The organism is Hydrogenophaga sp. (assembly GCF_051860785.1).
In the GTDB taxonomy this organism is placed as follows: domain Bacteria; phylum Pseudomonadota; class Gammaproteobacteria; order Burkholderiales; family Burkholderiaceae_C; genus Hydrogenophaga.
The window spans coordinates 11,835-31,784 of the sequence record NZ_JBIMLB010000006.1; the positions used below are offsets into that span (position 1 = coordinate 11,835).

The window sequence follows — 19,950 nt, forward strand, 5'->3', positions numbered from 1 at the left end:
AACACAGCCCATGCAACGCAGAGATTTCATCGCCTCCGTGGGGGCCGGCCTGGCCCTGGCACCCACGGCAGGCTGGTCGCAGGACGCCTACCCCGCCCGCCCCGTCAAGCTCATCGTGCCCTTCCCGCCGGGTGGCCCCACCGACATCATGGGCCGCACCGCGGCCAAGGCCATGGGCGACGCCCTGGGCCAGTCCTTCGTGGTCGAGAACAAGGCCGGCGCGGGCGGCAACATCGGCACCGACGCGGTGGCCAAGGCCGCGCCGGACGGCTACACCATTGGGCTGTCGGCCATCAGCAGCCTGGCCATCGCACCCTACCTCTACGACAAGCTGCCGTTCCAGGTGGAAAAGGACTTCGCCCCGATCTCGCTGGTGGGCACCACGCCCTGCGTGATCGTCGTGCACCCGAGCGCACCGTTCGCCGACCTCAAGGGCCTGGTGGCCTACGCCAAGGCCAACCCGGGCAAGCTCGGCTACGCCACGTCCGGCATCGGCACCAGCAACCACCTGGCGGCCGAGCTGCTGCAGTCGGTGGCCGGCATCGAACTCACCAACATCCCCTACAAGGGCTCGAGCCAGATCGTGCCGGACCTGCTCTCGGGCACGGTGATCATGAGCATGGAAAGCTCGCTGGCCACCACCTTGCAGCACATCCGAAGCGGCAAGCTCAAGGCGCTGGCCGTCACCTCGCCCACGCGCGCCAAGGCCCTGCCGGACGTACCGACGGTGGCCGAGTCCGGCTACCCCGGCTTCGCGGTGGAGACCTGGTTCGGCCTGGTCGCCCCCGCCGCCACCCCGGCCGCCGTCGTGCAGAAGCTGCACGACGCCTGGGCCAAGGGCGCCAAGACCGCCGAGGCCCAGGCCGCGTTCGACAACATCTCCGGCAACCTGCGCGTCACCACGCCCCAGGAGTTCGGCGCCTTCATCAAGGCCGAGAACAACCGCTGGGGCTCCCTGATCCGCAAGCTGGACATCAAAGCCAACTGACCCGGGAGACCACCACCATGCCGTTCGCACAGATCTACATACTCGAAGGCCGAACCCCCGAGCAGAAGAAGGCCGTGATCGAGAAGGTCACCCAGGCGCTGCACGAGGCCATCGGCGCGAAGAAGGAAACCATCCGCGTCTGGATCCACGAAATGCCCAAGGAGAACTGGGGCATCGCGGGCGTCAGCGCCAAAGACCTCGGCCGCTGACCAGGACCGGAATCGCCGCCCAGCGCTACCAGGGGGGCGTGATCGTCGTGACCGGCGCCGCGCAGGGCATCGGCCGGGCCTGCGCGCTGCGCATGGCGGCCGAGGGCGCGCGCGTGGTGCTGGTGGACCGCGCCGCCGGCCCCTGCGAGGCGGTGCGCGACTAGATCACCGCTGCAGGCGGCGAGGGCCTGCTGGTGGCCGCCGACCTGGAGCAGCACGAAGGCGCGCAGGCCGTGGTGCAGGCGGCCCTGCAGGCCTGTCGGCGCCGATTGAATCTTGACCACCCGTTCCGACCGATTCTTGACCAGGGGGCGGAAGCCGGTTTTTCAGTGCCCGGCTGTGCATAAGTTTAGTGTTTGAGTCCTCCTCGATGTTGTGATCGCGCGCGGGGGAAGCCGCGAAGGGCGTAGCCCGTAGCGGATTTCCCCGCGCGGCCGCTTGCGGCTCAGTCGCCAGTTGCCGCCGGCGGCTGCGGATATGCCTTGCGGGCCTGTTCCCTCGCCTTGATCCGCTTCTTCGCCGTGGCGCTGCTGTGCAGGAAGCGGTGGCTCTCATTGCCCGTCTCCACGATGTGGCAGTGATGCGTGAGTCGGTCAAGCAAGGCGGTGGTCATCTTCGCGTCGCAGAACACCGTGGACCACTCGGCGAAGTCCAGGTTGGTGGTGATCACCACGCTGGTGTGCTCGTATAACTTGGACAGCAGATGGAACAGCAGCGCGCCACCGGCCTGACTGAACGGCAGGTAGCCCAGTTCATCCAGGATCACCAGGTCCATGCGCAGCAGCGCACTGGCGATGCGCCCGGCCTTGCCCTGGGCCTTCTCCTGCTCCAGTGCATTGACCAGATCGACCGTCGAGAAGAACCTCACGCGTTTGCCATGACGCGTGATGCCGGAGACACCCAGAGCCGTGGCCAGATGGGTCTTGCCCGTGCCCGGCCCGCCGACCAGCACGGCGTTGTGCGCGGCGTCGGTGAACTCCAGTGTCGCCAGTTGTTCGATCAGCTTGCGATCCACCACCGAGGCATCGAAGTCGAAGCCCGCGAGGTCCCGGTGCACAGGGAAGCGCGCCGACGTCATCTGGTACTGCACCGAGCGCATCGCGCGGTCCGTGGTCTCGGCCTGCAGCAGGTGTTCGACCAGCCAGCGTGAGCTATCCAGACCCGAGGCCGGGCCCTGCTCCTGCAGATCGCACCAGGCACCAGCCATGCCGTGCAGGCGCAATGCCTTGAGTTCAACCGTCACATCACGCATGGTCCACCTCCTGGCCGCGCAGGCTGTCGTAGCGCGCCGTGTTGGCCAGCGGCGGTGTTGCGACCTGCAGCGCCGTCTCGGCGCCGAGGGGCACTGCCGGCGCGTTGAGCCGGCCGAGCACGTTGATGACGTGCTCTACGCTGACACGTCCAGACGGCGGGCGGCTCTCCATCGCCAACTCCACCGCCACGATCACGGCATCCAGGCCGGCCGCCGGCACGATGGCCAGCACCTGGGCCATCACGCGGTCGCCGCCGGCCTGGCGCAGCAAGCCGCGACGCAACTGTTGCAGCGCCTCGGGCATGTCCGCGAAGGGCGCCCCGTTCCTGAGGGCCCCCGGCTTGCGCTGCACCAGCGGGATGTAGTGCTGCCAGTCGTAGCGCGTGCCGCCGGAGTCGCTCAGGCGCTCGTGGCGAGCCACGACGACGTCATCGGCGACGACCGCGACGCTGCTCGGATACAGTCGTGTGCTGATCATCTGCCCGGCCCACTCGCACGGCACCGAATAGCGGTTGCGCGCCACCGACACCAGGCAGGTGCTCGACACCCGAGCGGGCTTCTCCACGTAGCCGTCGAAGGGCTCGGGCATGGGCATCAGGTGGGGCCGCTCGTGCTCAAGCATCTCGGCCACGCTGAACTGGCTGTGCTCGGGATGGCGCACCTCGCTCCACAGCGCCCGGCAGCGCTCGCCCAACCACGCGTTGAGCTCGGCGAAGGAGCTGAAGCGTCGTCGGGCGGCCTCGATCCAGATGCGCCGACGGCTGTCCTGCACGTTCTTCTCCACGCGGCCCTTCTCCCAGCCCGAGGCCACGTTGCAGAAGTCGGGGTCGTACAGGTAGTGCGCGCACATCACCGCGAAGCGTGCGTTGACGGTACGGCCCTTGCCCTTGTGGACCTTGTCGACGGCGGTGCGCATGTTGTCGTAGATCCCGCGGCGCGCCACGCCGCCCAGCGCAGCGAACGATCGAGTGTGGGCGTCGAACAGCATCTCGTGGCCCTGACTCGGGTAGGCCACCAACCAGAACGCGCGGCTCGCGCACAGCTTCGTGTGCGCCACCTGCACCCGGTAGTAGATGCCGCCGACCACCAGGCCTTCCTCGCTCCAGTCGAATTGGAAGGCCTCGCCGAGTTCGAAGTTCAGCGGGACGTAGGCCGTGACGTTGACCGCCTGCCCCTCGCCCTCGCGCCAGGCTCGAATGAAGTCGGTCAGCCGGCTGTAGCCGCCTTCATAGCCCAGGGCCTTGAGTTCGGTGTGCAGCGCCCTGGCCGTGCGCCGCTCATGCTTGGCTCGCCGCGCATCGGCGCGCAGCATCTGCACCAGCGCCTCCTCGAATGCACTCAGCTTGCCAGCTACAGCCTTGCGTCGATAGCGCGGTTCGACCTCTGCGGGCGCCTTCACCCACTTCTTGACCGTGTTGCGCGACAAGCCCGTGCGTCGGGCGATGTCGCTGAATGAGAGTCGGTCGCGGAAATGCATCCGCTTGACCTTGCCAATCATGTCCATGGTGATCACCTGTTCGCCCTGCTGAAAAAATCAGCAGAGCAGTGGAACACCCTGGTAAATTTTCGATCGGTAGACCTCGCTTTAGATGGTCAGTTTTCGGTCGGCGCCAACACAGTCATTCGCTCGGTACAAATCGATCCAGGTTTCGGCCAGCGGCTGTTGACAGTCGAGAATCTGACCACGTTCAACGAAATGGCCGGACAACGGCCGGACGATGCCATCGTCATCTACACGGGCGGCATGCCGAGTCCATCGTGGAAGCGAGCCTATGCAGTGTTTCTGAAGGCGCTTGCGCCGACCGCGACCCTCCATCACTGGGGCGACATCGACTTGGGCGGATTCCGCATTGCGTCGCACATCGCTAAGTGCTGCGAACAAGAAGGGCGTTCGCTCCGTTTGCATGGCATGCGCGCTGATGCCGTGCTACCCGGCACCGTTACCCGGCGTGAATTGGCACCCTCTGCACGGCGCGAGATTCTCAGGGTCTGTGAGCGCTGGGGGTGGGGTGAAGAAGCCGCAGCACTCGGAGCGCTCGCGGTCGAGCAGGAAGCGATGGAGCCATGCTGGCCCGAGTGATCACGGCAGCGGCGCAAGTACCTGTCGATCTATTGAGCAACTGTCCGAAGGTTTGCAGCTAGCGTGCGTGGGGCCCTGCCACTCCGACACGCTCATGACCGTGGCCGTTGGCAACAACCCGTCAACCATGAACGTCTCAGATCAGCCCCAGAAACGGTCATGAAGCCGGTGAGCCCGAAAGGTTGCTCCTGGCCGTTGGAGCGGAAGTTGATAGCCTTGGCTGCGTGCCATCACCGGACAAACAGAAGCCCGCTTGAGCGGGCTTCTGTTGCTCATCTGCTACGCACTGCGCAGCGGATCAGTGCTTTTGGTGTCCGACTGGCGTCCGCCATCATAAGTTGTTGATTTTGTTTGTATTAATTCGATCTTGTAGCCATCGGGGTCGGTCACGAAGGCAATCACCGTCGTGCCGCCCTTCACCGGACCCGCCTCGCGCGTCACGTTGCCGCCAGCGGCCTTGATCTTCTCGCAGGCGGCATAGGCATCGGGCACGCCCAGGGCGATGTGGCCGTAGGCGGTGCCCAGGTCGTAGCTCTCGGTGCCCCAGTTGTAGGTAAGCTCGATCTCGGCCTGTGCGGGGTTGCCTTCGTAGCCCACAAAGGCCAGCGAGTACTTGTACTCGGGGTTCTCCGAGGTGCGCAGCACCTGCATGCCGAGCACCTGGGTGTAGAAGTCGATCGAGCGCTGGAGGTTGCCCACGCGCAGCATGGTGTGAAGGATTCGCATGCGCTCTATTTTGCGGGCATCTCGAAAACCAGGCAGGTTGTCGTGGCATGGGCGTAGAGCTTGCCGTCTGCCCCGACGATGCGGCCCTCGGCGGTGGCGAGCTGGCGGCCTGCATGCACCACGGTGCCGATGGCGCGCAGTGGCCCGCTCTTCAAAGATGCAGCACGCACGATGTTCACACTCAGTTCGGCCGTGGTGTAGCCGCGTCCTGCCGGCATCACGGTGTGCACGGCGCAACCCACGGCCGAATCGAGCAGGGTGGCGTACCAGCCACCGTGCACCGAGCCCAGTGGGTTGTAGTGCTTGAGTTGCGGCGTGCCCTGGAACACGGCGCGGCCCTCGCCGATTTCCACCAGGGAGAAATCCATGGTGTCGGCGATGTGTGGATAGGGCGCCTTGCCATCCAGCATGGCCTGCATCTGCTGCATGCCGTTCAGCCCGGCAAAGGCCTCGCGGCTGGCCAGACCCGGGCCGGCGCCGGCCCGCATGCGCTGAATGGTGGCCTCGTACTCGCGGTTCCAGAGTGCCAGGGTTTCTTCGGTCGTCATGATGCGTGTCCTTCTGTTTGCAGATGCAATCATTGTAGATACAATTATTGAATGAACTCCGACGCCCAGGTGACAATGCCGACCCCCATCGGCTGCACCAACTTCAAGTTGCGCCAGCTCACCCGACGGGTGACACAGCACTACGACCAGCACCTCTCGGCAGCCGGTCTGAAGATCACCCAGTATTCGCTGCTGACCCATGTGGACCGGCTCGGCCCGCTCGCCCCGGGCGAACTCGCGCGGCGCATGGACATGAGCGCTTCCACGCTGACGCGCAACCTGCAGCCCATGGTGGCCGCGGGCTGGCTGGAAATGGGCGTCGGGCACGACGCGCGCAGCCGCCTCGTTCACATCACCGAAGCCGGACTCGAGATGCGCCGGCAGGCGCAGCGCCGCTGGAAGGCCGCGCAACTCTCTCTCAACGACAAGCTGGGTCCCGCCACCGTGGCCGCCCTGCACGTGCTGCTGGACCAGGGTCTGGCCGCATTCCACGAGGACGACACGCATGAAGACTGACACCGTCTCCCCCAACCGGCCGATGGTCTGGTGGCTCGTGCTGCTGGCCGCCGCCGGTGCCTTCGCGCTCACCATGGGCACGCGGCAGACCATGGGCTTTTTCCTCTCGCCGCTGAACACCGCTACCGGCCTGGGCGTGGGCAGCATCAGCCTGGCGTTTGCCTTCGGGCAACTGTGGTGGGGGCTCACGCAACCGTTTGCGGGCGCGGTGGCCGATCGCATCGGTGCCGGGCGCGTGCTGCTGGTGGGCATCGTGCTGGTGGCACTGGGCACCTTCATCACACCGTTCATGACCACCACCTGGGGCTTGATCCTCGCCATTGGTGTGCTTGCGGCGGGCGGTGCCGGCATGGCGGGGCCGTCGGTGCTGATGGCGGCCACAACGCGCCTGATACCACCAGAGCGCCGTGGCATGGCCACGGGCATCGTGAACGCGGGCGGATCGTTCGGTCAGTTCCTCATGGCTCCGCTGGCCGCCGCGCTCATGCTCGCTCTGGGCTGGGCCAACGCGCTGCAGGTGCTCGGGCTCATCGTGCTGCTGGCGCTGCCGGCGGCCTGGGTGTTGCGGGGTCCCGGCCTCGCCGCCAGGGCCGGCGCCGCACCCGTTGCTGTGGCGTTGCCGGCGCGCGAAGCGATCGCCGGGGCCTTGCGCAACCCGAGCTACCTGCTGCTGTCGGCGGGCTTTTTCGTCTGCGGTTTTCATGTGGCCTTCCTCGCCACGCACCTGCCCGGCGTGGTGGCCGCTTGCGGCCTGCCCGCGCCGGTGGGTGCCTGGGCGCTGGGCATCATCGGCCTCTTCAACATCATCGGCAGCCTGGCCATGGGCTGGGCAGTGGGGCGCTGGCGCATGAAGTCGCTGCTCTCGCTGGTGTACGCCACGCGCGCGCTCGCTGTGCTGGTGTTCCTGCTCGCGCCCAAGACCGAAGCCGTGATGCTGATCTTCGCGGCGGTGATGGGCCTGACCTTCCTGTCCACCGTGCCACCCACGGTGGGCCTGGTGGCCAAGTTCTTCGGCACCGGCAACATGGCCATGCTCTTCGGCATCGTGATGCTGGTGCACCAGATCGGTGGTTTCCTCGGCGCCTGGCTGGGTGGCCAGGTGTTCGAGGCCACGGGCAGCTACGACTGGATCTGGTACATCGACATCGTGCTCGCCGTGGGTGCCGCGCTCATCCACCTGCCGATCCGTGAAGCGCGGGTGGTGCGGGCGCAGCCGGCCTGAGGCCAGGCGTTCCTACACCGGCACGGTGTAGTTCAGCGTCATGCGGCCACCATCGACGGTGACGATCTCGCCGGTCACGTAGCTGGCGGCATCGCTGGCGAGCCATGCCACCACGTCGGCAATCTCGGCGGGTTCGCCCAGGCGCTTCATGGGGGTGCGGCTGAGGATGCGGTTACTGGCCTCTTCGCTGGTGAGCACGGCCTTGGCGGCCAGCTCCGTGGCAATGGTGCCCGGTGCCACCGCGTTGACGCGGATGCCCTGGTCGGCCAGGGCAAGCGCCATCACGCGCGTGAGCTGGTTGATGCCCCCCTTGCTCACGTTGTAGCTGGCGATGCTGGGGATGGCGAGCACGCCATTGACCGAACTCATGTTCACGATGCTGCCGCCGCCGGTGCCCACCATGGCGCGCGCCACCGCCTGGCCCATGAGGAAGGCTCCCCTTGAGGTTGACGCGCAGCACCGCGTCGAAGTCGGCCTCGGTGATGTCCAGAAAGTCCGCCGCCTTGAAGATGCCGGCGTTGTTGACCAGCACGTCGATGCGGCCGTGCGCCTGCAGGACTTGCGCCACGGCGGCGTCCACGTCCGGCTTGTGGCCCACGTCGCCATGCACGTAGAGGGCTTGCAGTTCGGTGGCCAATGCCTGTCCGCGCGCATCGGCCACATCGACCAGCACCACCTTGGCGTCCTCGCGAGCGAAGCGGCGTGCGCAGGCTTCACCGATGCCTTGCGCACCACCCGTGACGAGGACCACACGGCCCTGGTGGCCGAATTGCACGGGGGAAGGTGTCGGTGTGTTCATGTGCCGCATGGTAGCGGCGCTTTATCGTGGCGCGGCGCTGGCGGCTTCCAGCATGGAGAGCACCGCGGCATGACCGGCTTCGCGCGCCAGATCGGCGGCGCTTCGACCCTCCCTGTCGCGGCGCCTTGGGTCAGCACCCGCTTCCAGCAGGTGGCGCACCCGGTCGGCGTCGCCCTGCACGGCGGCGCGCATGAGCGCGGTGCGACCTTGCGGATCGATCGCGTTGACGTCGACCTCGCGCGCCAGCGCGCCCTGGGCTTCCGGTCGAGTCTGCGATCGGGCAGCCGGCGCGCTTTCACTCATGGCGTCGGCAGCGCTGTCCTGCGCCCTGGCGGGCGCCGGGGCCGGGGCCGGGGCACTTGGCGCGCGCAGGACGGGGGAGGCTGGAGCTGGCGCGGGTGCTACCGACTCGGCGGACCGCGTGCGCGCCTCGGGTGGCGGTGCTGCAGGTTGCGCGACAACGGGCGGTGCGGGCCGGGGTGGCGGTGTGGCCGACACCGGTGGAGTTGCGGGTGCGGGCGTGGTGGTTGGGGCGGGCGACGGCGCAGCGGAAGGCGCAGGAGCCGGCACGGTGGCGCGGGGTGCTGTCGGCGCCAGCACCGCGTCTCTTTCCTCCGGGGTGCCGCGATCGAACTGCAGCACCACCAGCGTGGCCAGCCCCAGCACCGCCAGGCCGCCGAGCGCTCGCCAGCGCCAGAAAGCGTCGTTGGCCGCCGCCGCCGGGCGGGCCTCGCCAGTGGGTGCTCCAGCGATGGCACGCGCACGCGCCAAAACCTCTTCGCGCAGGGCGGGCGAAGGCCGCGCAGGATCCAGCGCGTTGGCCTCCCGGTAACGTTCGAGCAAGGAATCGTCGGGTGTCATGCCAGGGTCTCCAGCGTTTGGCGCAGGCGCTCGCGCGCGTAGCGCAGGCGGCTCTTCGCGGTTTCGTGGGTGACGCCCGTGGCCTCTGCGATGTCGGCCACGCTCAAGCCCCCTTCAGCCTGCAGCAGGAAGGCCTCGCGCTGTGCAGCCGGCAACCCGGCGAGCGCATCGAGCAGGGCCTGCGCCTGTTCGCGCGATTGCAGCTGGCTCACCGGACCAAAGCCCGAATCCGCCGCCAGCGAGTCGGCCAGCGCCGCGCCCTCTTCGGTGTCGGCGTCCAGGCTGATGTGCGGCTTGTGGGTGCGCCAGTGGTCCACCATGCGGTGGTGTGCCAGCGTGAAAAGCCAGGTGCGAAACCTTGCACGCGGCTGGTAGTTGGGTGCATGGCGCAGCAACGAAAACCACACGTCCTGCACCAGGTCGTCCGCCAGTGCGTTGTCTCGCACGCTGCGCTGCACGAAGCGCCACACCGGCAGGGCGTGGCGGTCGTACAGCGTTTCGAAGGCGCGCGCATCGCCCGCGGCGAAGCCCAGCATCAGGGTTTCGTCGGCGGGCTCGGTCATGCCTCTGGATTATGGAGAGTCTCGACGGAGAGCGATCCGGCGCCGGGCCGCCCCAAGCCGGATCAGCCCCCTCGGGGGGCAGCGACCCGCAAAGCGGCGGAGCGTGGGGGTCGCGCTTCAGCTCGGATCGGGTGCGTAGCCGGGAGACACACCTCCCGGGAAAGGATTCGGCCTGGGCGGCATGGGCAGCGTCGGGATGATGCCCATGGCCACCAGGTTCTCGCGGCTGTCGTAGCGGATGCGGATGAGCTCGTCGGGGCGCTGGCTGCGGCGCTCGAAGGTGGTGTGGCTGACCACCGAGGTCTCGCGCTCGCCGTGGCCGGTGCCCAGGCGCGGGCGGGCTGCTGCCATGTCGGCAGCGCTGGAGGGGGCGGATGAGCGGCTCTCCTGTGCAGCGCCCTGCTCGCGCAGCATGGGCGATGGCGCCACGGCGGGGGGTGGCGGAGGCTCCGGCTTTTCACGGAACACGGCCACGCCGACCACGCCCAAGTGCGCCGGCCGGCCGGTGCGCTCGGCATACGAATCGCTGGATGCGGTGAAGTGGAACGCCGCCACCTCGGTGTCGCTCTTGCGCCAGCCGTTGATGGCGTGCTGTTGCCAGGGCGAGAGCACGTAGCCGGTCTGCCGCCAGTGGGCGGTTTCGCCCGAGATCACGTTCACGCCGTCGACCGACACCACGCTCAACACGCGGCCGGGGGTGGCGTTGCGCACCGAGACCGCGTAACGCGCGCCGGGGCGCCCGGCCACCCAGTGTTCTCCCTGATGGCGGTAGACCGTGAGGGTTTCGCCGCTGTCACGGTCGATCACCTGCACGTCGGCGATGCCACCCACGGCATGGGCGGGCAGGGTGGTCAGTGAGGCGAGGGCGGCCACCAGTGCAAGGGTGGTACGAACGGTGGGCAGGGGTTTCATGCGGGCTCCGTGTGAAGTGGATGGAGCCTGTTGAAACGAACCAAGGCGCGCGACGGGGTTGACTGCGCCAAGCCAAGTTGTAACGGCCTGTGCGAGCCCGTGTTCAGCAGCTTTCGCACGTGGCCAGTGCGCTGACCACCCGCATGCGCGTCTGCTCGGTGAGGTAGTCCAGGAACACCTGGGTGCGCCGTGGCATGAACTTGCGGCTGGGCAGGGCGGCGTACATCGTGAGACGGCCGGTGATCCAGGGGTTGAGCACGCGCACCAGGTCGCCGTTCTGCAGCAAGGGGGCTGCGAGCTCGACGGTTGAGGACGTGATGCCTGCGCCATCGAGTGCCGCGTGCATCAGCGTGTCGTTGTGGTTGGCCCAGAGTACGGGCTGAACGTCGACGTCGATGTGCCGGTCCACATCAAGCGCGTGCAGCAGGCGCCAGGCGCGGGTGCGCCCGGTCGGGGGCTTGAGGCGCAGGCAGTCGTGCTGGCCCAGTTCTTCTGGCGATCGCGGCACGCCCTTGCGCTTGAGGTAGTCGGGCGAGGCCAGCAGGATGGCTTCGGTGGAGATCACCTTGCGCGCAATCACGTTGGCATCGAAGCCGTCGCTTGCGCCCATGAGCGTGATGTCGTAGTCCTCGATCGGTGGCTCGCGGTGCGACTCGACATCAATGTCGAGCAGGATCTTGGGGTAGGCCTGCCGAAAGCCGCTGACCAGTGGCGCGAGCACATGCGTGGCCAGCACCGGCGGTGCCAGCAGGTGAAGAACCCCGGCCAGTTCGCTGGTGTGGGAGCTCACGAGCGCGTGGGCCTCGTCCAGCTCCAGCAGGATCAGGCGAACGCGGTCCAGGTAGGCATCACCTGCCTCGGTGAGCGAGACGCGCCGCGTGGTGCGGTGAAGCAGGCGCGTGCCCAGGTGCTCCTCGAGATCGGCCACCAGGCGTGTCACGACCGCAGGCGACATGTCCAGCGCCCTGGCGGCCGCCGCAAAGCCGCCCTCGTCAATCACTTTCTGAAAGGCGCGCATCGAAGCAAGGCGGTCCATGGGGCTCTCGGGTGGTTTCGGATCGGGTGATTGTTGCTGAAAGAGAAACGTGGCAATGGCAATAGGGTTGTTTTTCTTCGAAATCAGAAACTTTAAAGTGCACCCATCGATGCAAGCCAACCCGGTTCACAGGCATCGAAGCCGGGCAGGTCACCACAAGTGACCGCCCGGCATGTTCAACCTACCCAAGGAAAAATGTCATGAAAAACACCCGTCTCTCCGTTGTGGCCATCGCTCTCTCCACCCTCGTTGCAGGTCACGCCCTGGCCGCCGATCTCACCGTGGGCAAGACCCGCGAGCAGGTGCGTGCCGAACTGGCCCTGGCCCAGCGCAACGGCGACCTGATCGCCAACGGCGAATCCGGCCTGCGTTTCAACCAGCTCTACCCGCAGCAATATGCACAGCCGGTGGTGGTCTCCAAGAGTCGCTCGCAAGTGCAGGGCGAACTCGAAGAAGCCCGCGACGGCGGCACCCTGATTGCCGACGGCCAGTCCGGCGCCACCGCCCGCGAACTGGCGCCCCAGCGCTATGTGGCGCAGCGCAAGACCCGCGAGGAAGTGCGTGCCGAAGTGCGCGAAGCCCTGCGCAACGGCAGCCTGCATCCTGTCGGCAACGACTACCCGGTGAACTGATCGGCCTGACCGGGCGCGGTGCGATGCGCCGGCAGGTGCACCGACACCGACAGACCGCCCCCCGGGCGGTCGCGAAGTTCGATGCCGCCCCCGTTGTGTTCGGCGATCTGCGTCACGATCGCCAGCCCGAGACCGCTGCCGGTGGTGTCGTGGGGGTTGAGTCGAACGAAGCGCTGCAGTGCGCGCGCTCTTTCGGCCTGGGCAATGCCCGGGCCGTTGTCGTTGACGGTGAGCATGACGCGTTCGCCCACTTGCTGCACCTGGATGTCGACCTGGCTGCCCAAGGGCGTGTGTCGCAACGCGTTGTCCACGAGGTTGTTGAGCAGCACGCGGAAGTCTTCCGGGTCCATGCACACGGTGGCAGCGTCGCTGGGCTCCAGCCCCAGATCGATGCGGCGTGCGTCGGCCCGTGCGGAAAACGCCCCCACCACCTCGGCCGCCATCTGGTCGCAGCGCAGCGGCACGGGATGGCGCTGGTGCATATCGCGCTCCAGCCGGGCCATCTGCAGCAGTTGCGCCACCAGGTGCGTGCTGCGTTCGATCCCTTTGTCGAGTTCGTCCAGCGCCGCTTCGCGGTCGACATCGTTCGAGCGGCGGGCCAGTTGGGCCTGCAGCTTGACCGCCGCCAGCGGCGTGTTGAGTTCGTGCGCCGCATCGGCCAGCACCTGGCGCTGGCGTGTCAACAGGCCATCCACCCGCCTCAGCAACTGATTCAGTGCCTCGGCGAGCGGCGTCAGTTCCTGGGGAAGATCACGCGTCGGCAGAGGGTTGAGGTCTTTTTCATCGCGACGGTGGATGTCGCGACCCAGCTGGTTCAATGGCAGGAGCGCGCGGGTCACGGCCGCATGGATCAAGGTGCTGAGCACCAGCACGAGCAGACCGGTGGGCACCAGCAGCCAGGGCGCCAGCTGGCCAAAGCTCGTGGCGCGGTCGCTCGACGTCTTGGCCACCTGCACGATCTGCTGCGGATCGACCAGCGTATAGACATGCCAGGACTCGCCCGACCACGCCACTTCATGAAAGCCAGCGGGCTGCAATGGGGGGCCGGTGCCTGGGACCGAGCTGTAGAGGATCTCGCCGCCGGGGGACCAGATCTGGCTGATGAAACGTCCCAGGTCGTTGGCCGTGGCAGGCGCCGCCGGCGGATTCGTGGCCCAGGAGCCAGGCCGCACGCCATGGCGTACCACCGAGTGCGCGATCTGCTCCATGGCGAAATCCCGCTCCCGGTTGAACGCCTGCCAGGCCAACTGGTAGGTGAGAGCGCTGACGAGAACGCATGTGATCACCAGGGCGGTGATCTGCCAGAACAGCAGGCGCTGCCGGATCGAGTTCATCCGGCCTCGACCAGCTTGTAGCCCACCCCGCGCACGTTCTTGATCCAGGCGCTGCCCAGCTTGCGCCGCAGGTGGTGCACGTGCACCTCGATGGCGTTGCTGGCCAGTTCGTCGTGGTCGCCGTAGAGCCGGCTCTCCAGTTGCTCGCGCGAAAGCACGTTGCCTGGGCGCTCCATCAAGACGAGCAACAGGTCGTATTCGCGCGTGGAGAGGCTCAAGGGCTGGTTGTCGAGCAGGGTCTCACGCCGCAGCGGCCGCATGATCAGCCGCCCCAGTTGCAATTCCGAGGGCGCGCGGCCCACCACGCGCCGCGCCAGCGCATGCATGCGGGCGACCAGTTCGTCGAGGTCAAATGGCTTGGTGAGGTAGTCGTCGGCGCCCAGGTTCAGGCCGGCCACGCGATCGCCTACCGCATCGCGGGCCGACACCACCAGCACAGGAATGGGCAGGTGCTCCGTACGAAGCCAATGGAGCAACTGCAGTCCATCCAGGCCGGGAAGGCCGATGTCAAGCAGCAACAGGTCGTAGGACTGCGCCCGCAGCGCCGCCTGGGCTTGCACGCCGTCGCGCACCCACTCGACGGCAAAGCCCGCCATGCGCAGTCCCCGGTCCATGCTGGCGCCCAGCATGGTGTCGTCTTCGGCCAGCAAAACTTTCATGGAACGTAGTGTGAGCGAAAAATCCCGCGCCTCTGGTACAACGGCAGACCGTTTCCTGGAGATTTCCTTGAACACATTCAATCAGGTGATCCTCTATACCGATGTCAGCGGCCTGGCCCGATTCCGCGAGTCCCCGATCGCGTTGAGCGAGGGTTCGCCAGCCGCCCGGCTGTCGGCCCTGTTGCCGGCCACGGCATGTCAACTGCGCGAGAGCCCCGTGGGCTTTCGCAGCGAATTCCATTGCACGCCAGCGCCGCAGTGGCTGTTCGTGCTGCAGGGCTTCATGGAGATCGGCCTGCAAGATGGCAGCTGGCGCGCCTTCGGGCCTGGCCAGCATTTCTACTCGGCCGACACGTTGCCGGAAGGCGCCACGTTTGACCCCACCGTGCACGGTCATCGCAGCCGGCAGGTGGGCGACGAGCCACTCGTGACCCTCTTCGTGCGCGGCTGAAAGCGCCGTCAGAGAAACCGGTCGAGAAGTCGGCGCGAATGCGCGTCGAGCGCGAACCGGTCGCGCACCGCGAAGCTCACACCGTGGCTGGCCTGGATCAGCAGGGCCTGGCCTTCGAGCCGGCGAATGTCGTCCTCGCTGCGCAGCACGAAGCTGGTGGTGCCGCGGTCGGTGGCCACCTGCCAGGTGCTGGGCGTGGAGAACGTGGACACCGACTCGATGCGCTGGATCACGGGTGTGAATTCGCGTTGCGCCAGTTCCTCTTCGATCAGGCTGCGCGTGTCTGGCGGCAGTGTCGAGAGGCGATCCACCCAGGCCAGTTCATGGCCATCGCTGCCCAGCAGTGAAAGGCCCTCATCGGGCGCGCCGATGGGGAAGGCGCGCACGGGCACCACGCCGACGTGGTCTTCGCCGCCGGCTTCCGTGAGGACCAGGCGACCGAAGGGGTTGCGCGTCAGGCGCCAGGAAGGTGTGGAGGTGGACGCGTTCATGGCGTGTCCTCCGGCGCATCCACATCGAGCAAGGCAGCGGCTTCCTGCTCCTTGCGCGCCTGCGCCTCGTAAAGGCGCCAGTAGTGGCCGCGCAAGGCCATGAGCTCGTCGTGCGGGCCGATCTCCACCACCTGGCCGCGGTCCATCACCACCAGGCGGTCGGCGCGGCGCAATGTGGAGAGGCGGTGCGCGATGGCAATGGTGGTGCGGCCCTGCACCAGGTTGTCGAGCGCCTTCTGGATTTCCTTCTCGGTCTCGGTGTCGACCGAAGAGGTGGCTTCATCCAGAATCAGGATGCGCGGGTCGATGAGCAGTGCGCGTGCGATGCTGATGCGCTGACGCTCGCCACCCGAGAGGCCCTGGCCCCGCTCGCCCACCAGCGAGTCGTAGCCCTGGGGCAGGCGCAGGATGAATTCGTGCGCATGCGCCGCGCGGGCAGCGGCCACGATCTCGGCCCGCGTGGCGCCGGGTTTGCCATAGGCGATGTTCTCGGCGATGGTGCCGAAGAACAGAAATGGTTCCTGCAGCACCAGACCAATGTGGCGCCGGAAGTCGGCCACGGCCACGCGGCGGATGTCCACGCCGTCGACGCGGATGGCCCCTTCGCTCACGTCGTAGAAGCGGCACAGCAGATTGACCAGGGTGCTCTTGCCCGATCCACTGTGTCCCACCAGGCCGATCATTTCGCCTGGCTGGATCTGCAGGCTCAGGTTGCGGATCACCGTGCGACTGCCATAGCGAAAACTCACGTCCTGCATCTCCAGCCCGCCCTTCACCTGGGTCAGCGGCACCGGCTGCGCGGGGTCCGGTACGTTGGAGACGTGGTCCAGGATGTCGAAGATGCGCTTGGCGCCGGAGGCCGCTTTCTGCGTGACCGAGACGATGCGGCTCATGGAGTCGAGCCGGCCGTAGAAACGCCCGATGTAGGCGATGAAGGCGGTGAGCACGCCCACGGTGATCTGGCTCCGGCTGACCAGCCAGATGCCGAAGGCCCACACCACCAGCAGGCCGATTTCCGTGAGCAGGGTGACGGTCGGCGTGAACAGCGACCAGGTCTTGTTGATGCGGTCGTTGACGGCGAGGTTGTGCTCGTTGGCGCGTTTGAAGCGGCGCGCTTCGCGGGCTTCCTGCGCGAACGCCTTCACCACCCGGATGCCAGGGATGGTGTCGGCCAGCACGTTGGTGACTTCACCCCAGACGCGGTCGATCTTCTCGAAGCCGGTGCGCAGGCGATCGCGAACGAGGTGGATCATCCAGCCGATGAAGGGCAGTGGCAGCAGCGTGACCAGCGCCAGCCAGGGGTTGATGGAGAACAGGATCACCGCCGTCATGCTGATCATCAGCACGTCGGTGACGAAATCGAGCGCGTGCAGCGAGAGAAAAACGCTGATGCGGTCGGTCTCGCTGCCGATGCGCGCCATGAGGTCACCAGTGCGCTTGCTGCCGAAATAGTCGAGCGAAAGCGCGAGCAGGTGGTCGAACGTGGTGGTTCGCAGGTCGGAGCTGATGCGCTCGGACACCACCGCAAGCAGCCAGGTGCGCGCCCAGCCCAGGCCCCAGGCCAACAGGGCTGACCCCAGCAGGCCCGAGAGCAGCAGCAGCACCAGGCCGGTGTCGATGTCCTGGCCGTTCTGGAACGGGATCAGCACCCGGTCCATCAAGGGGATGGTGAGGTAGGGTGGTACCAGCGTGGCGGCGGTGGAGGCGAGCGTCAGCGCGAACCCGGAAAACAGGGTCCAGCGATAGGGACGGGCGAAACGCCAGAGGCGCAGCAATACCCATGTCGAAGGAGGGGCTTGTGGCGCGTCCTGCGCGCAGTCGGAGCACTCGTCGCTGTCGGGCGGCAGGCTGGCCTGGCACTGGGGGCAGGTGCGGACCGCCTCGTCCAGCGCCACGCCGCTGGTTTCGTCGAGCTGGGCAATCACGCGCTGGAACTGCTCCACCAGGCGCGCCGCCCGGGGCTGGGCAGCCAGTGTGAAGCGCCACACGGCGAGTCGGCCCTGGGCATCCATCAACTCCAGCACGCCAACGCCAGCGTGGTCGCCGAGACGCAGCTCCATGTCCGGGGTCAGCACCCAGGCCTGGTCTTCCAGCACCAGGCGTTGGCGGCTTAACAACAGCGTCCTTGTGCGGAAATGTAAATGCTCGTCCAGGTCAAGCGCCAAAGTGGCGACGGCGCTATCATCGCCCCCCAGCCGGGTTGATGCGGGCCGCAAGGCGTCCCGTGCAGGGTCGGCTTTTGAAGCTGATGATTCAGCTGGAAAGTGTGAAAGCATGGTGAAGAAGGCTGCGTGGCGTCGACCGCGAGTACCGGCATGCTCCCACGGGAGAGCATGGCATTTTCACCGATGTCGGGTTCATGATCAGTGAAAGTATTGAACTTCCTGTGACCCTCAGACCGGTACAACACCCGGTTGCCAGAAACACGAGTCCCGCTGGAGACATGAGCTCTCGACACGACATCACGCTGCTGCGCATCAATTACCTGCGCGGCCCCAACATCTGGACGTACCGCTCGGTGCTGGAGGTCTGGCTCGACCTTGGCGACCTGGAGGATCTGCCGTCCAACAAACTTCCTGGTCTCACCGATCGCCTGCTCGAATGGCTCCCCGCGCTGGAGGAGCACCACTGCGGCGTGGGCGAACGTGGTGGCTTCATTGAAAGACTGCGCGAAGGCACCTGGGCCGGCCACATCCTCGAACACGTCGTCATCGAGTTGCTCAATCTGGCCGGGATGCCCACGGGTTTTGGCCAGACCCGCGAGACCACCCGGCGCGGCGTCTACCGCATGGTGTTCAGGGCGCGCGACGAAGCGGTGGCGCGCGCCGCGCTGGCCGAGGCGCATGCCTTGCTGCTGGCTGCCATCCGCCACAAGGACGGTTCGACCAGCTTCGATGTGACGGGCGCCGTGGCGCGCATCGTGGAGCAGATCGACCGCAGCTACCTCGGCCCCAGCACCGCCGCCATCGTGGCCGCCGCCACCGATCGCGGCATCCCGCACCTGCGCCTGAACGACGGCAACCTCGTGCAGCTCGGCCATGGGAAGCGCCAGCGCCGCATCTGGACCGCCGAGACCGACCACACCAGCGCCATCGCGGGCAACATTGCGCACGACAAAGACCTCACGAAGAGCCTGCTGGCTTCCTGCGGTGTGCCGGTGCCCGAAGGGCAGGTGGTGGACAGCCCGGCCGCCGCCTGGGAGGCCGCGCAGGACATCGGCCTGCCGGTGGTCGTCAAGCCTTCTGACGCCAACCATGGTCGCGGCGTGAGCCTGGACCTGTCCGATCGCAGTGACGTCGAGAAGGCCTTTTCCGTGGCCGATGCCGAAGGCAGCGAGGTCATGGTCGAGCGCTATGTGCGCGGTGACGAGCACCGCCTGCTGGTCGTGGGTGGCCGCGTGGTCGCGGCAGCGCGCGGGGAAAGTCTGTCGGTGGTCGGCGACGGTCGCTCCACGGTGGCCCAGCTCATCGACAGCCAGCTCAACAACGACCCGCGTCGAGGCGAGGCCGAAGAGTTTCCGCTGGAGACCATCCGCCTGGAGCGCGAGCCCGTGATGCGCCTGCTGCTGGAGCGCCAGGGCCTGTTCGGCGAGGCGGTTCCGGTGGCTGGGCGCCGCGTGCTGGTGCAGCGCAACGGCAATGTGGCGATCGATTGCACCGACGAAGTTCACCCCGAGGTGGCGCATGCGGTGTCGCTGGCCGCCCGGGTGGTCGGGCTGGACGTTGCGGGTGTCGACGTGGTCGCGCAGGACATCGGACGTCCCTTGCAGGAGCAGGGTGGCGCGGTGGTGGAAGTGAACGCCGGCCCCGGGTTGCTGATGCACCTCAAACCCGCCACCGGCATGTCGCGTCCCGTGGGGCGCGCCATTGTGGACCACCTGTTCGATGACGGGGGCAATGGCCGCGTGCCGATCGTGGGTGTGGCTGGCTCCCGGCACGGAGGGGCCATCGCCCGCCTGGTGGCCTGGCTGTTGCATCTCAGTGGACATCAGGTGGGCCTGGCCTGCCGTGATGGCCTGTTCCTTGGCACCCGCAAGGTCGATGCCCGGCCCAGTGCCCACTGGGATGCGGGCCAGCGCCTGCTGATGAACCGCGAAGTGGATGCCGTTGTGCTCGAGAACGACGCTGCGGCCATCCTGGAAGACGGCCTGGCGTACGACCGGTGCGCCGTCGGCGTGGTGACCGATCTTGACGATGTCGCGGGGCTGGAACGCTACGACGTGCGCGATGTTGACCAGCTCTACCGCGTGCTGCGCACCCAGGTCGATGTGGTGCTGCCCGATGGCGTGGCCGTTCTCAACGCGGATGACGCACGTGTGGCGCAGATGGCCAGCCTGTGCGATGGCGACGTGATCTTCTACGGGCTTGACGGTGCGTCCTCCCTGCTGGAGAAACACCGTGCCCTCGGCCTGCGAACGGTGTCGGTGTCCGATGGCGCACTGGTGCTGGCCGAAGGCACGCGCAAGGCACATCGGGTGAAGCTTGACGCGCCGATCGTGCAAGGCCTCGGCGAGGAACTGGGCCTGCACACGCTGTTGGCGGTGGCCGCGGCCGCCTGGGCACTCGCGGTTTCACCCGAACTGATCGCTGCCGGCATGGAGACCTGCGGTTTTGGTGCGGCCACCACGCCCGAGCCCGCCGATGCCGCCGCCCCTGTTCCCGTGTCCTGAGC

At 67.2% G+C, this 19,950-nt stretch carries 21 protein-coding genes and 1 pseudogene; 9 read left to right on the forward strand and 13 right to left on the reverse strand.

Going from position 1 to position 19,950, the window contains the following annotated elements; all coding sequences use genetic code 11:
• Positions 1–10: 10 nt before the first annotated feature.
• From ACTIF6_RS09975 to ACTIF6_RS09985, 3 genes are read left to right on the forward strand one after another with little or no spacing between them, the layout of a single operon-like run.
• On the forward strand, positions 11–988 hold the full coding sequence (locus ACTIF6_RS09975) for a Bug family tripartite tricarboxylate transporter substrate binding protein (RefSeq protein ID WP_439587822.1): 978 nt from the start codon (positions 11–13) through the stop codon (positions 986–988).
• 17 nt (positions 989–1,005) lie between these two features.
• Positions 1,006–1,197 carry a 2-hydroxymuconate tautomerase gene (locus ACTIF6_RS09980; protein WP_279819632.1) on the forward strand — a complete coding sequence of 64 codons (192 nt, stop codon included), beginning with the start codon at positions 1,006–1,008 and terminating at the stop codon, positions 1,195–1,197.
• 38 nt (positions 1,198–1,235) lie between these two features.
• Entirely contained in the window at positions 1,236–1,361 is a 126-nt protein-coding gene (locus ACTIF6_RS09985) for an SDR family NAD(P)-dependent oxidoreductase (protein ID WP_439587823.1), read from the forward strand.
• 281 nt (positions 1,362–1,642) lie between these two features.
• Here the strand turns inward: ACTIF6_RS09985 and istB are convergent, their stop codons facing one another.
• Together istB and istA are read right to left on the reverse strand one after the other, a co-directional pair.
• The gene (istB, locus tag ACTIF6_RS09990) at positions 1,643–2,449 is read right to left on the reverse strand and encodes an IS21-like element helper ATPase IstB (RefSeq protein ID WP_439587824.1); all 807 of its coding nucleotides are present in this window, start codon (positions 2,447–2,449) and stop codon (positions 1,643–1,645) included.
• Complete coding sequence (gene istA / locus ACTIF6_RS09995; protein ID WP_439587825.1) at positions 2,442–3,953, reverse strand: IS21 family transposase; 1,512 nt, start codon at positions 3,951–3,953, stop codon at positions 2,442–2,444. Before istA ends, istB begins: the two co-directional genes overlap by 8 nt.
• Between istA and ACTIF6_RS10000 the strand changes: the two genes are divergently transcribed.
• Positions 3,921–4,529 (forward strand): Wadjet anti-phage system protein JetD domain-containing protein, encoded by a 609-nt coding sequence (locus ACTIF6_RS10000; protein WP_439587826.1) that lies wholly within the window; start codon positions 3,921–3,923, stop codon positions 4,527–4,529. The genes istA and ACTIF6_RS10000 overlap by 33 nt on opposite strands.
• Positions 4,530–4,808: 279 nt before the next feature.
• Here ACTIF6_RS10000 and gloA read toward each other — a convergent pair whose 3' ends face one another.
• On the reverse strand, positions 4,809–5,255 hold the full coding sequence (gloA, locus tag ACTIF6_RS10005) for a lactoylglutathione lyase (RefSeq protein WP_439587827.1): 447 nt from the start codon (positions 5,253–5,255) through the stop codon (positions 4,809–4,811).
• A gap of 5 nt (positions 5,256–5,260) precedes the next feature.
• On the reverse strand, positions 5,261–5,803 hold the full coding sequence (locus ACTIF6_RS10010) for a PaaI family thioesterase (RefSeq protein WP_439587828.1): 543 nt from the start codon (positions 5,801–5,803) through the stop codon (positions 5,261–5,263).
• Between the two features lie 51 nt (positions 5,804–5,854).
• Between ACTIF6_RS10010 and ACTIF6_RS10015 the strand changes: the two genes are divergently transcribed.
• Both ACTIF6_RS10015 and ACTIF6_RS10020 read left to right on the forward strand, forming a co-directional pair.
• On the forward strand, positions 5,855–6,319 hold the full coding sequence (locus ACTIF6_RS10015) for a MarR family winged helix-turn-helix transcriptional regulator (RefSeq protein ID WP_439587829.1): 465 nt from the start codon (positions 5,855–5,857) through the stop codon (positions 6,317–6,319).
• Positions 6,309–7,541, forward strand: coding sequence for an MFS transporter (locus ACTIF6_RS10020; protein ID WP_439587830.1), 1,233 nt, complete (start codon positions 6,309–6,311; stop codon positions 7,539–7,541). Before ACTIF6_RS10015 ends, ACTIF6_RS10020 begins: the two co-directional genes overlap by 11 nt.
• A 12-nt stretch (positions 7,542–7,553) precedes the next feature.
• Here ACTIF6_RS10020 and ACTIF6_RS10025 read toward each other — a convergent pair.
• The 5 genes and pseudogenes from ACTIF6_RS10025 to ACTIF6_RS10045 form a co-directional block, all read right to left on the reverse strand.
• Positions 7,554–8,340, reverse strand: a pseudogene (locus ACTIF6_RS10025) (SDR family NAD(P)-dependent oxidoreductase).
• A 21-nt stretch (positions 8,341–8,361) separates the two neighbouring features.
• Positions 8,362–9,201, reverse strand: coding sequence for an ankyrin repeat domain-containing protein (locus ACTIF6_RS10030; protein WP_439587831.1), 840 nt, complete (start codon positions 9,199–9,201; stop codon positions 8,362–8,364).
• Positions 9,198–9,764, reverse strand: a complete 567-nt coding sequence (locus tag ACTIF6_RS10035; RefSeq protein WP_439587832.1) for an RNA polymerase sigma factor — start codon at positions 9,762–9,764, stop codon at positions 9,198–9,200. Before ACTIF6_RS10035 ends, ACTIF6_RS10030 begins: the two co-directional genes overlap by 4 nt.
• 117 nt (positions 9,765–9,881) lie before the next feature.
• On the reverse strand, positions 9,882–10,676 hold the full coding sequence (locus ACTIF6_RS10040) for a hypothetical protein (protein ID WP_439587833.1): 795 nt from the start codon (positions 10,674–10,676) through the stop codon (positions 9,882–9,884).
• Between the two features lie 103 nt (positions 10,677–10,779).
• Positions 10,780–11,712, reverse strand: a complete 933-nt coding sequence (locus tag ACTIF6_RS10045) for a LysR family transcriptional regulator (RefSeq protein WP_439587834.1) — start codon at positions 11,710–11,712, stop codon at positions 10,780–10,782.
• A gap of 200 nt (positions 11,713–11,912) precedes the next feature.
• Between ACTIF6_RS10045 and ACTIF6_RS10050 the strand changes: the two genes are divergently transcribed.
• The gene (locus ACTIF6_RS10050) at positions 11,913–12,344 is read left to right on the forward strand and encodes a DUF4148 domain-containing protein (protein ID WP_439587835.1); all 432 of its coding nucleotides are present in this window, start codon (positions 11,913–11,915) and stop codon (positions 12,342–12,344) included.
• On the opposite strand, the gene ACTIF6_RS10055 is transcribed toward ACTIF6_RS10050, so the two are convergent.
• Positions 12,329–13,678, reverse strand: coding sequence for an ATP-binding protein (locus tag ACTIF6_RS10055; RefSeq protein WP_439587836.1), 1,350 nt, complete (start codon positions 13,676–13,678; stop codon positions 12,329–12,331). The genes ACTIF6_RS10050 and ACTIF6_RS10055 overlap by 16 nt on opposite strands.
• Entirely contained in the window at positions 13,675–14,337 is a 663-nt protein-coding gene (locus ACTIF6_RS10060) for a response regulator transcription factor (protein ID WP_439587837.1), read from the reverse strand. The genes ACTIF6_RS10055 and ACTIF6_RS10060 overlap by 4 nt, the downstream gene beginning before the upstream one ends.
• Positions 14,338–14,404: 67 nt before the next feature.
• Here ACTIF6_RS10060 and ACTIF6_RS10065 point away from each other — a divergent pair, with 67 nt between their 5' ends.
• Positions 14,405–14,788, forward strand: a complete 384-nt coding sequence (locus ACTIF6_RS10065) for a hypothetical protein (protein ID WP_439587838.1) — start codon at positions 14,405–14,407, stop codon at positions 14,786–14,788.
• Between the two features lie 8 nt (positions 14,789–14,796).
• Here ACTIF6_RS10065 and ACTIF6_RS10070 read toward each other — a convergent pair whose 3' ends face one another.
• Both ACTIF6_RS10070 and ACTIF6_RS10075 read right to left on the reverse strand, forming a co-directional pair.
• The gene (locus ACTIF6_RS10070; protein WP_439587839.1) at positions 14,797–15,279 is read right to left on the reverse strand and encodes a cyanophycin metabolism-associated DUF1854 family protein; all 483 of its coding nucleotides are present in this window, start codon (positions 15,277–15,279) and stop codon (positions 14,797–14,799) included.
• Positions 15,276–17,555, reverse strand: coding sequence for a cyanophycin metabolism-associated ABC transporter (locus tag ACTIF6_RS10075; RefSeq protein ID WP_439587840.1), 2,280 nt, complete (start codon positions 17,553–17,555; stop codon positions 15,276–15,278). The genes ACTIF6_RS10070 and ACTIF6_RS10075 overlap by 4 nt, the downstream gene beginning before the upstream one ends.
• A gap of 167 nt (positions 17,556–17,722) precedes the next feature.
• On the opposite strand from ACTIF6_RS10075, the gene ACTIF6_RS10080 reads away from it, so the two are divergent.
• Complete coding sequence (locus ACTIF6_RS10080) at positions 17,723–19,948, forward strand: cyanophycin synthetase (protein WP_439587841.1); 2,226 nt, start codon at positions 17,723–17,725, stop codon at positions 19,946–19,948.
• Positions 19,949–19,950 lie beyond the last annotated feature (2 nt).

Bases quoted from the DNA above. Each gene is read 5' to 3' on its own strand.
- istA (WP_439587825.1), bottom strand. From the start codon at position 3,953: ATGGACATGATTGGCAAGGTCAAGCGGATGCATTTCCGCGACCGACTC.
- istB (WP_439587824.1), bottom strand. From the start codon at position 2,449: ATGCGTGATGTGACGGTTGAACTCAAGGCATTGCGCCTGCACGGCATG.
- ACTIF6_RS10035 (WP_439587832.1), bottom strand. From the start codon at position 9,764: ATGACCGAGCCCGCCGACGAAACCCTGATGCTGGGCTTCGCCGCGGGC.
- ACTIF6_RS09980 (WP_279819632.1), top strand. From the start codon at position 1,006: ATGCCGTTCGCACAGATCTACATACTCGAAGGCCGAACCCCCGAGCAG.
- ACTIF6_RS10070 (WP_439587839.1), bottom strand. From the start codon at position 15,279: ATGAACGCGTCCACCTCCACACCTTCCTGGCGCCTGACGCGCAACCCC.
- ACTIF6_RS10030 (WP_439587831.1), bottom strand. From the start codon at position 9,201: ATGACACCCGACGATTCCTTGCTCGAACGTTACCGGGAGGCCAACGCG.
- ACTIF6_RS10080 (WP_439587841.1), top strand. From the start codon at position 17,723: ATGAGCTCTCGACACGACATCACGCTGCTGCGCATCAATTACCTGCGC.
- ACTIF6_RS10020 (WP_439587830.1), top strand. From the start codon at position 6,309: ATGAAGACTGACACCGTCTCCCCCAACCGGCCGATGGTCTGGTGGCTC.
- gloA (WP_439587827.1), bottom strand. From the start codon at position 5,255: ATGCGAATCCTTCACACCATGCTGCGCGTGGGCAACCTCCAGCGCTCG.
- ACTIF6_RS10000 (WP_439587826.1), top strand. From the start codon at position 3,921: ATGCATCCGCTTGACCTTGCCAATCATGTCCATGGTGATCACCTGTTC.
- ACTIF6_RS10055 (WP_439587836.1), bottom strand. From the start codon at position 13,678: ATGAACTCGATCCGGCAGCGCCTGCTGTTCTGGCAGATCACCGCCCTG.
- ACTIF6_RS10050 (WP_439587835.1), top strand. From the start codon at position 11,913: ATGAAAAACACCCGTCTCTCCGTTGTGGCCATCGCTCTCTCCACCCTC.
- ACTIF6_RS10010 (WP_439587828.1), bottom strand. From the start codon at position 5,803: ATGACGACCGAAGAAACCCTGGCACTCTGGAACCGCGAGTACGAGGCC.
- ACTIF6_RS09975 (WP_439587822.1), top strand. From the start codon at position 11: ATGCAACGCAGAGATTTCATCGCCTCCGTGGGGGCCGGCCTGGCCCTG.
- ACTIF6_RS10040 (WP_439587833.1), bottom strand. From the start codon at position 10,676: ATGAAACCCCTGCCCACCGTTCGTACCACCCTTGCACTGGTGGCCGCC.
- ACTIF6_RS10075 (WP_439587840.1), bottom strand. From the start codon at position 17,555: ATGCTTTCACACTTTCCAGCTGAATCATCAGCTTCAAAAGCCGACCCT.
- ACTIF6_RS10045 (WP_439587834.1), bottom strand. From the start codon at position 11,712: ATGGACCGCCTTGCTTCGATGCGCGCCTTTCAGAAAGTGATTGACGAG.
- ACTIF6_RS10060 (WP_439587837.1), bottom strand. From the start codon at position 14,337: ATGAAAGTTTTGCTGGCCGAAGACGACACCATGCTGGGCGCCAGCATG.
- ACTIF6_RS10015 (WP_439587829.1), top strand. From the start codon at position 5,855: ATGAACTCCGACGCCCAGGTGACAATGCCGACCCCCATCGGCTGCACC.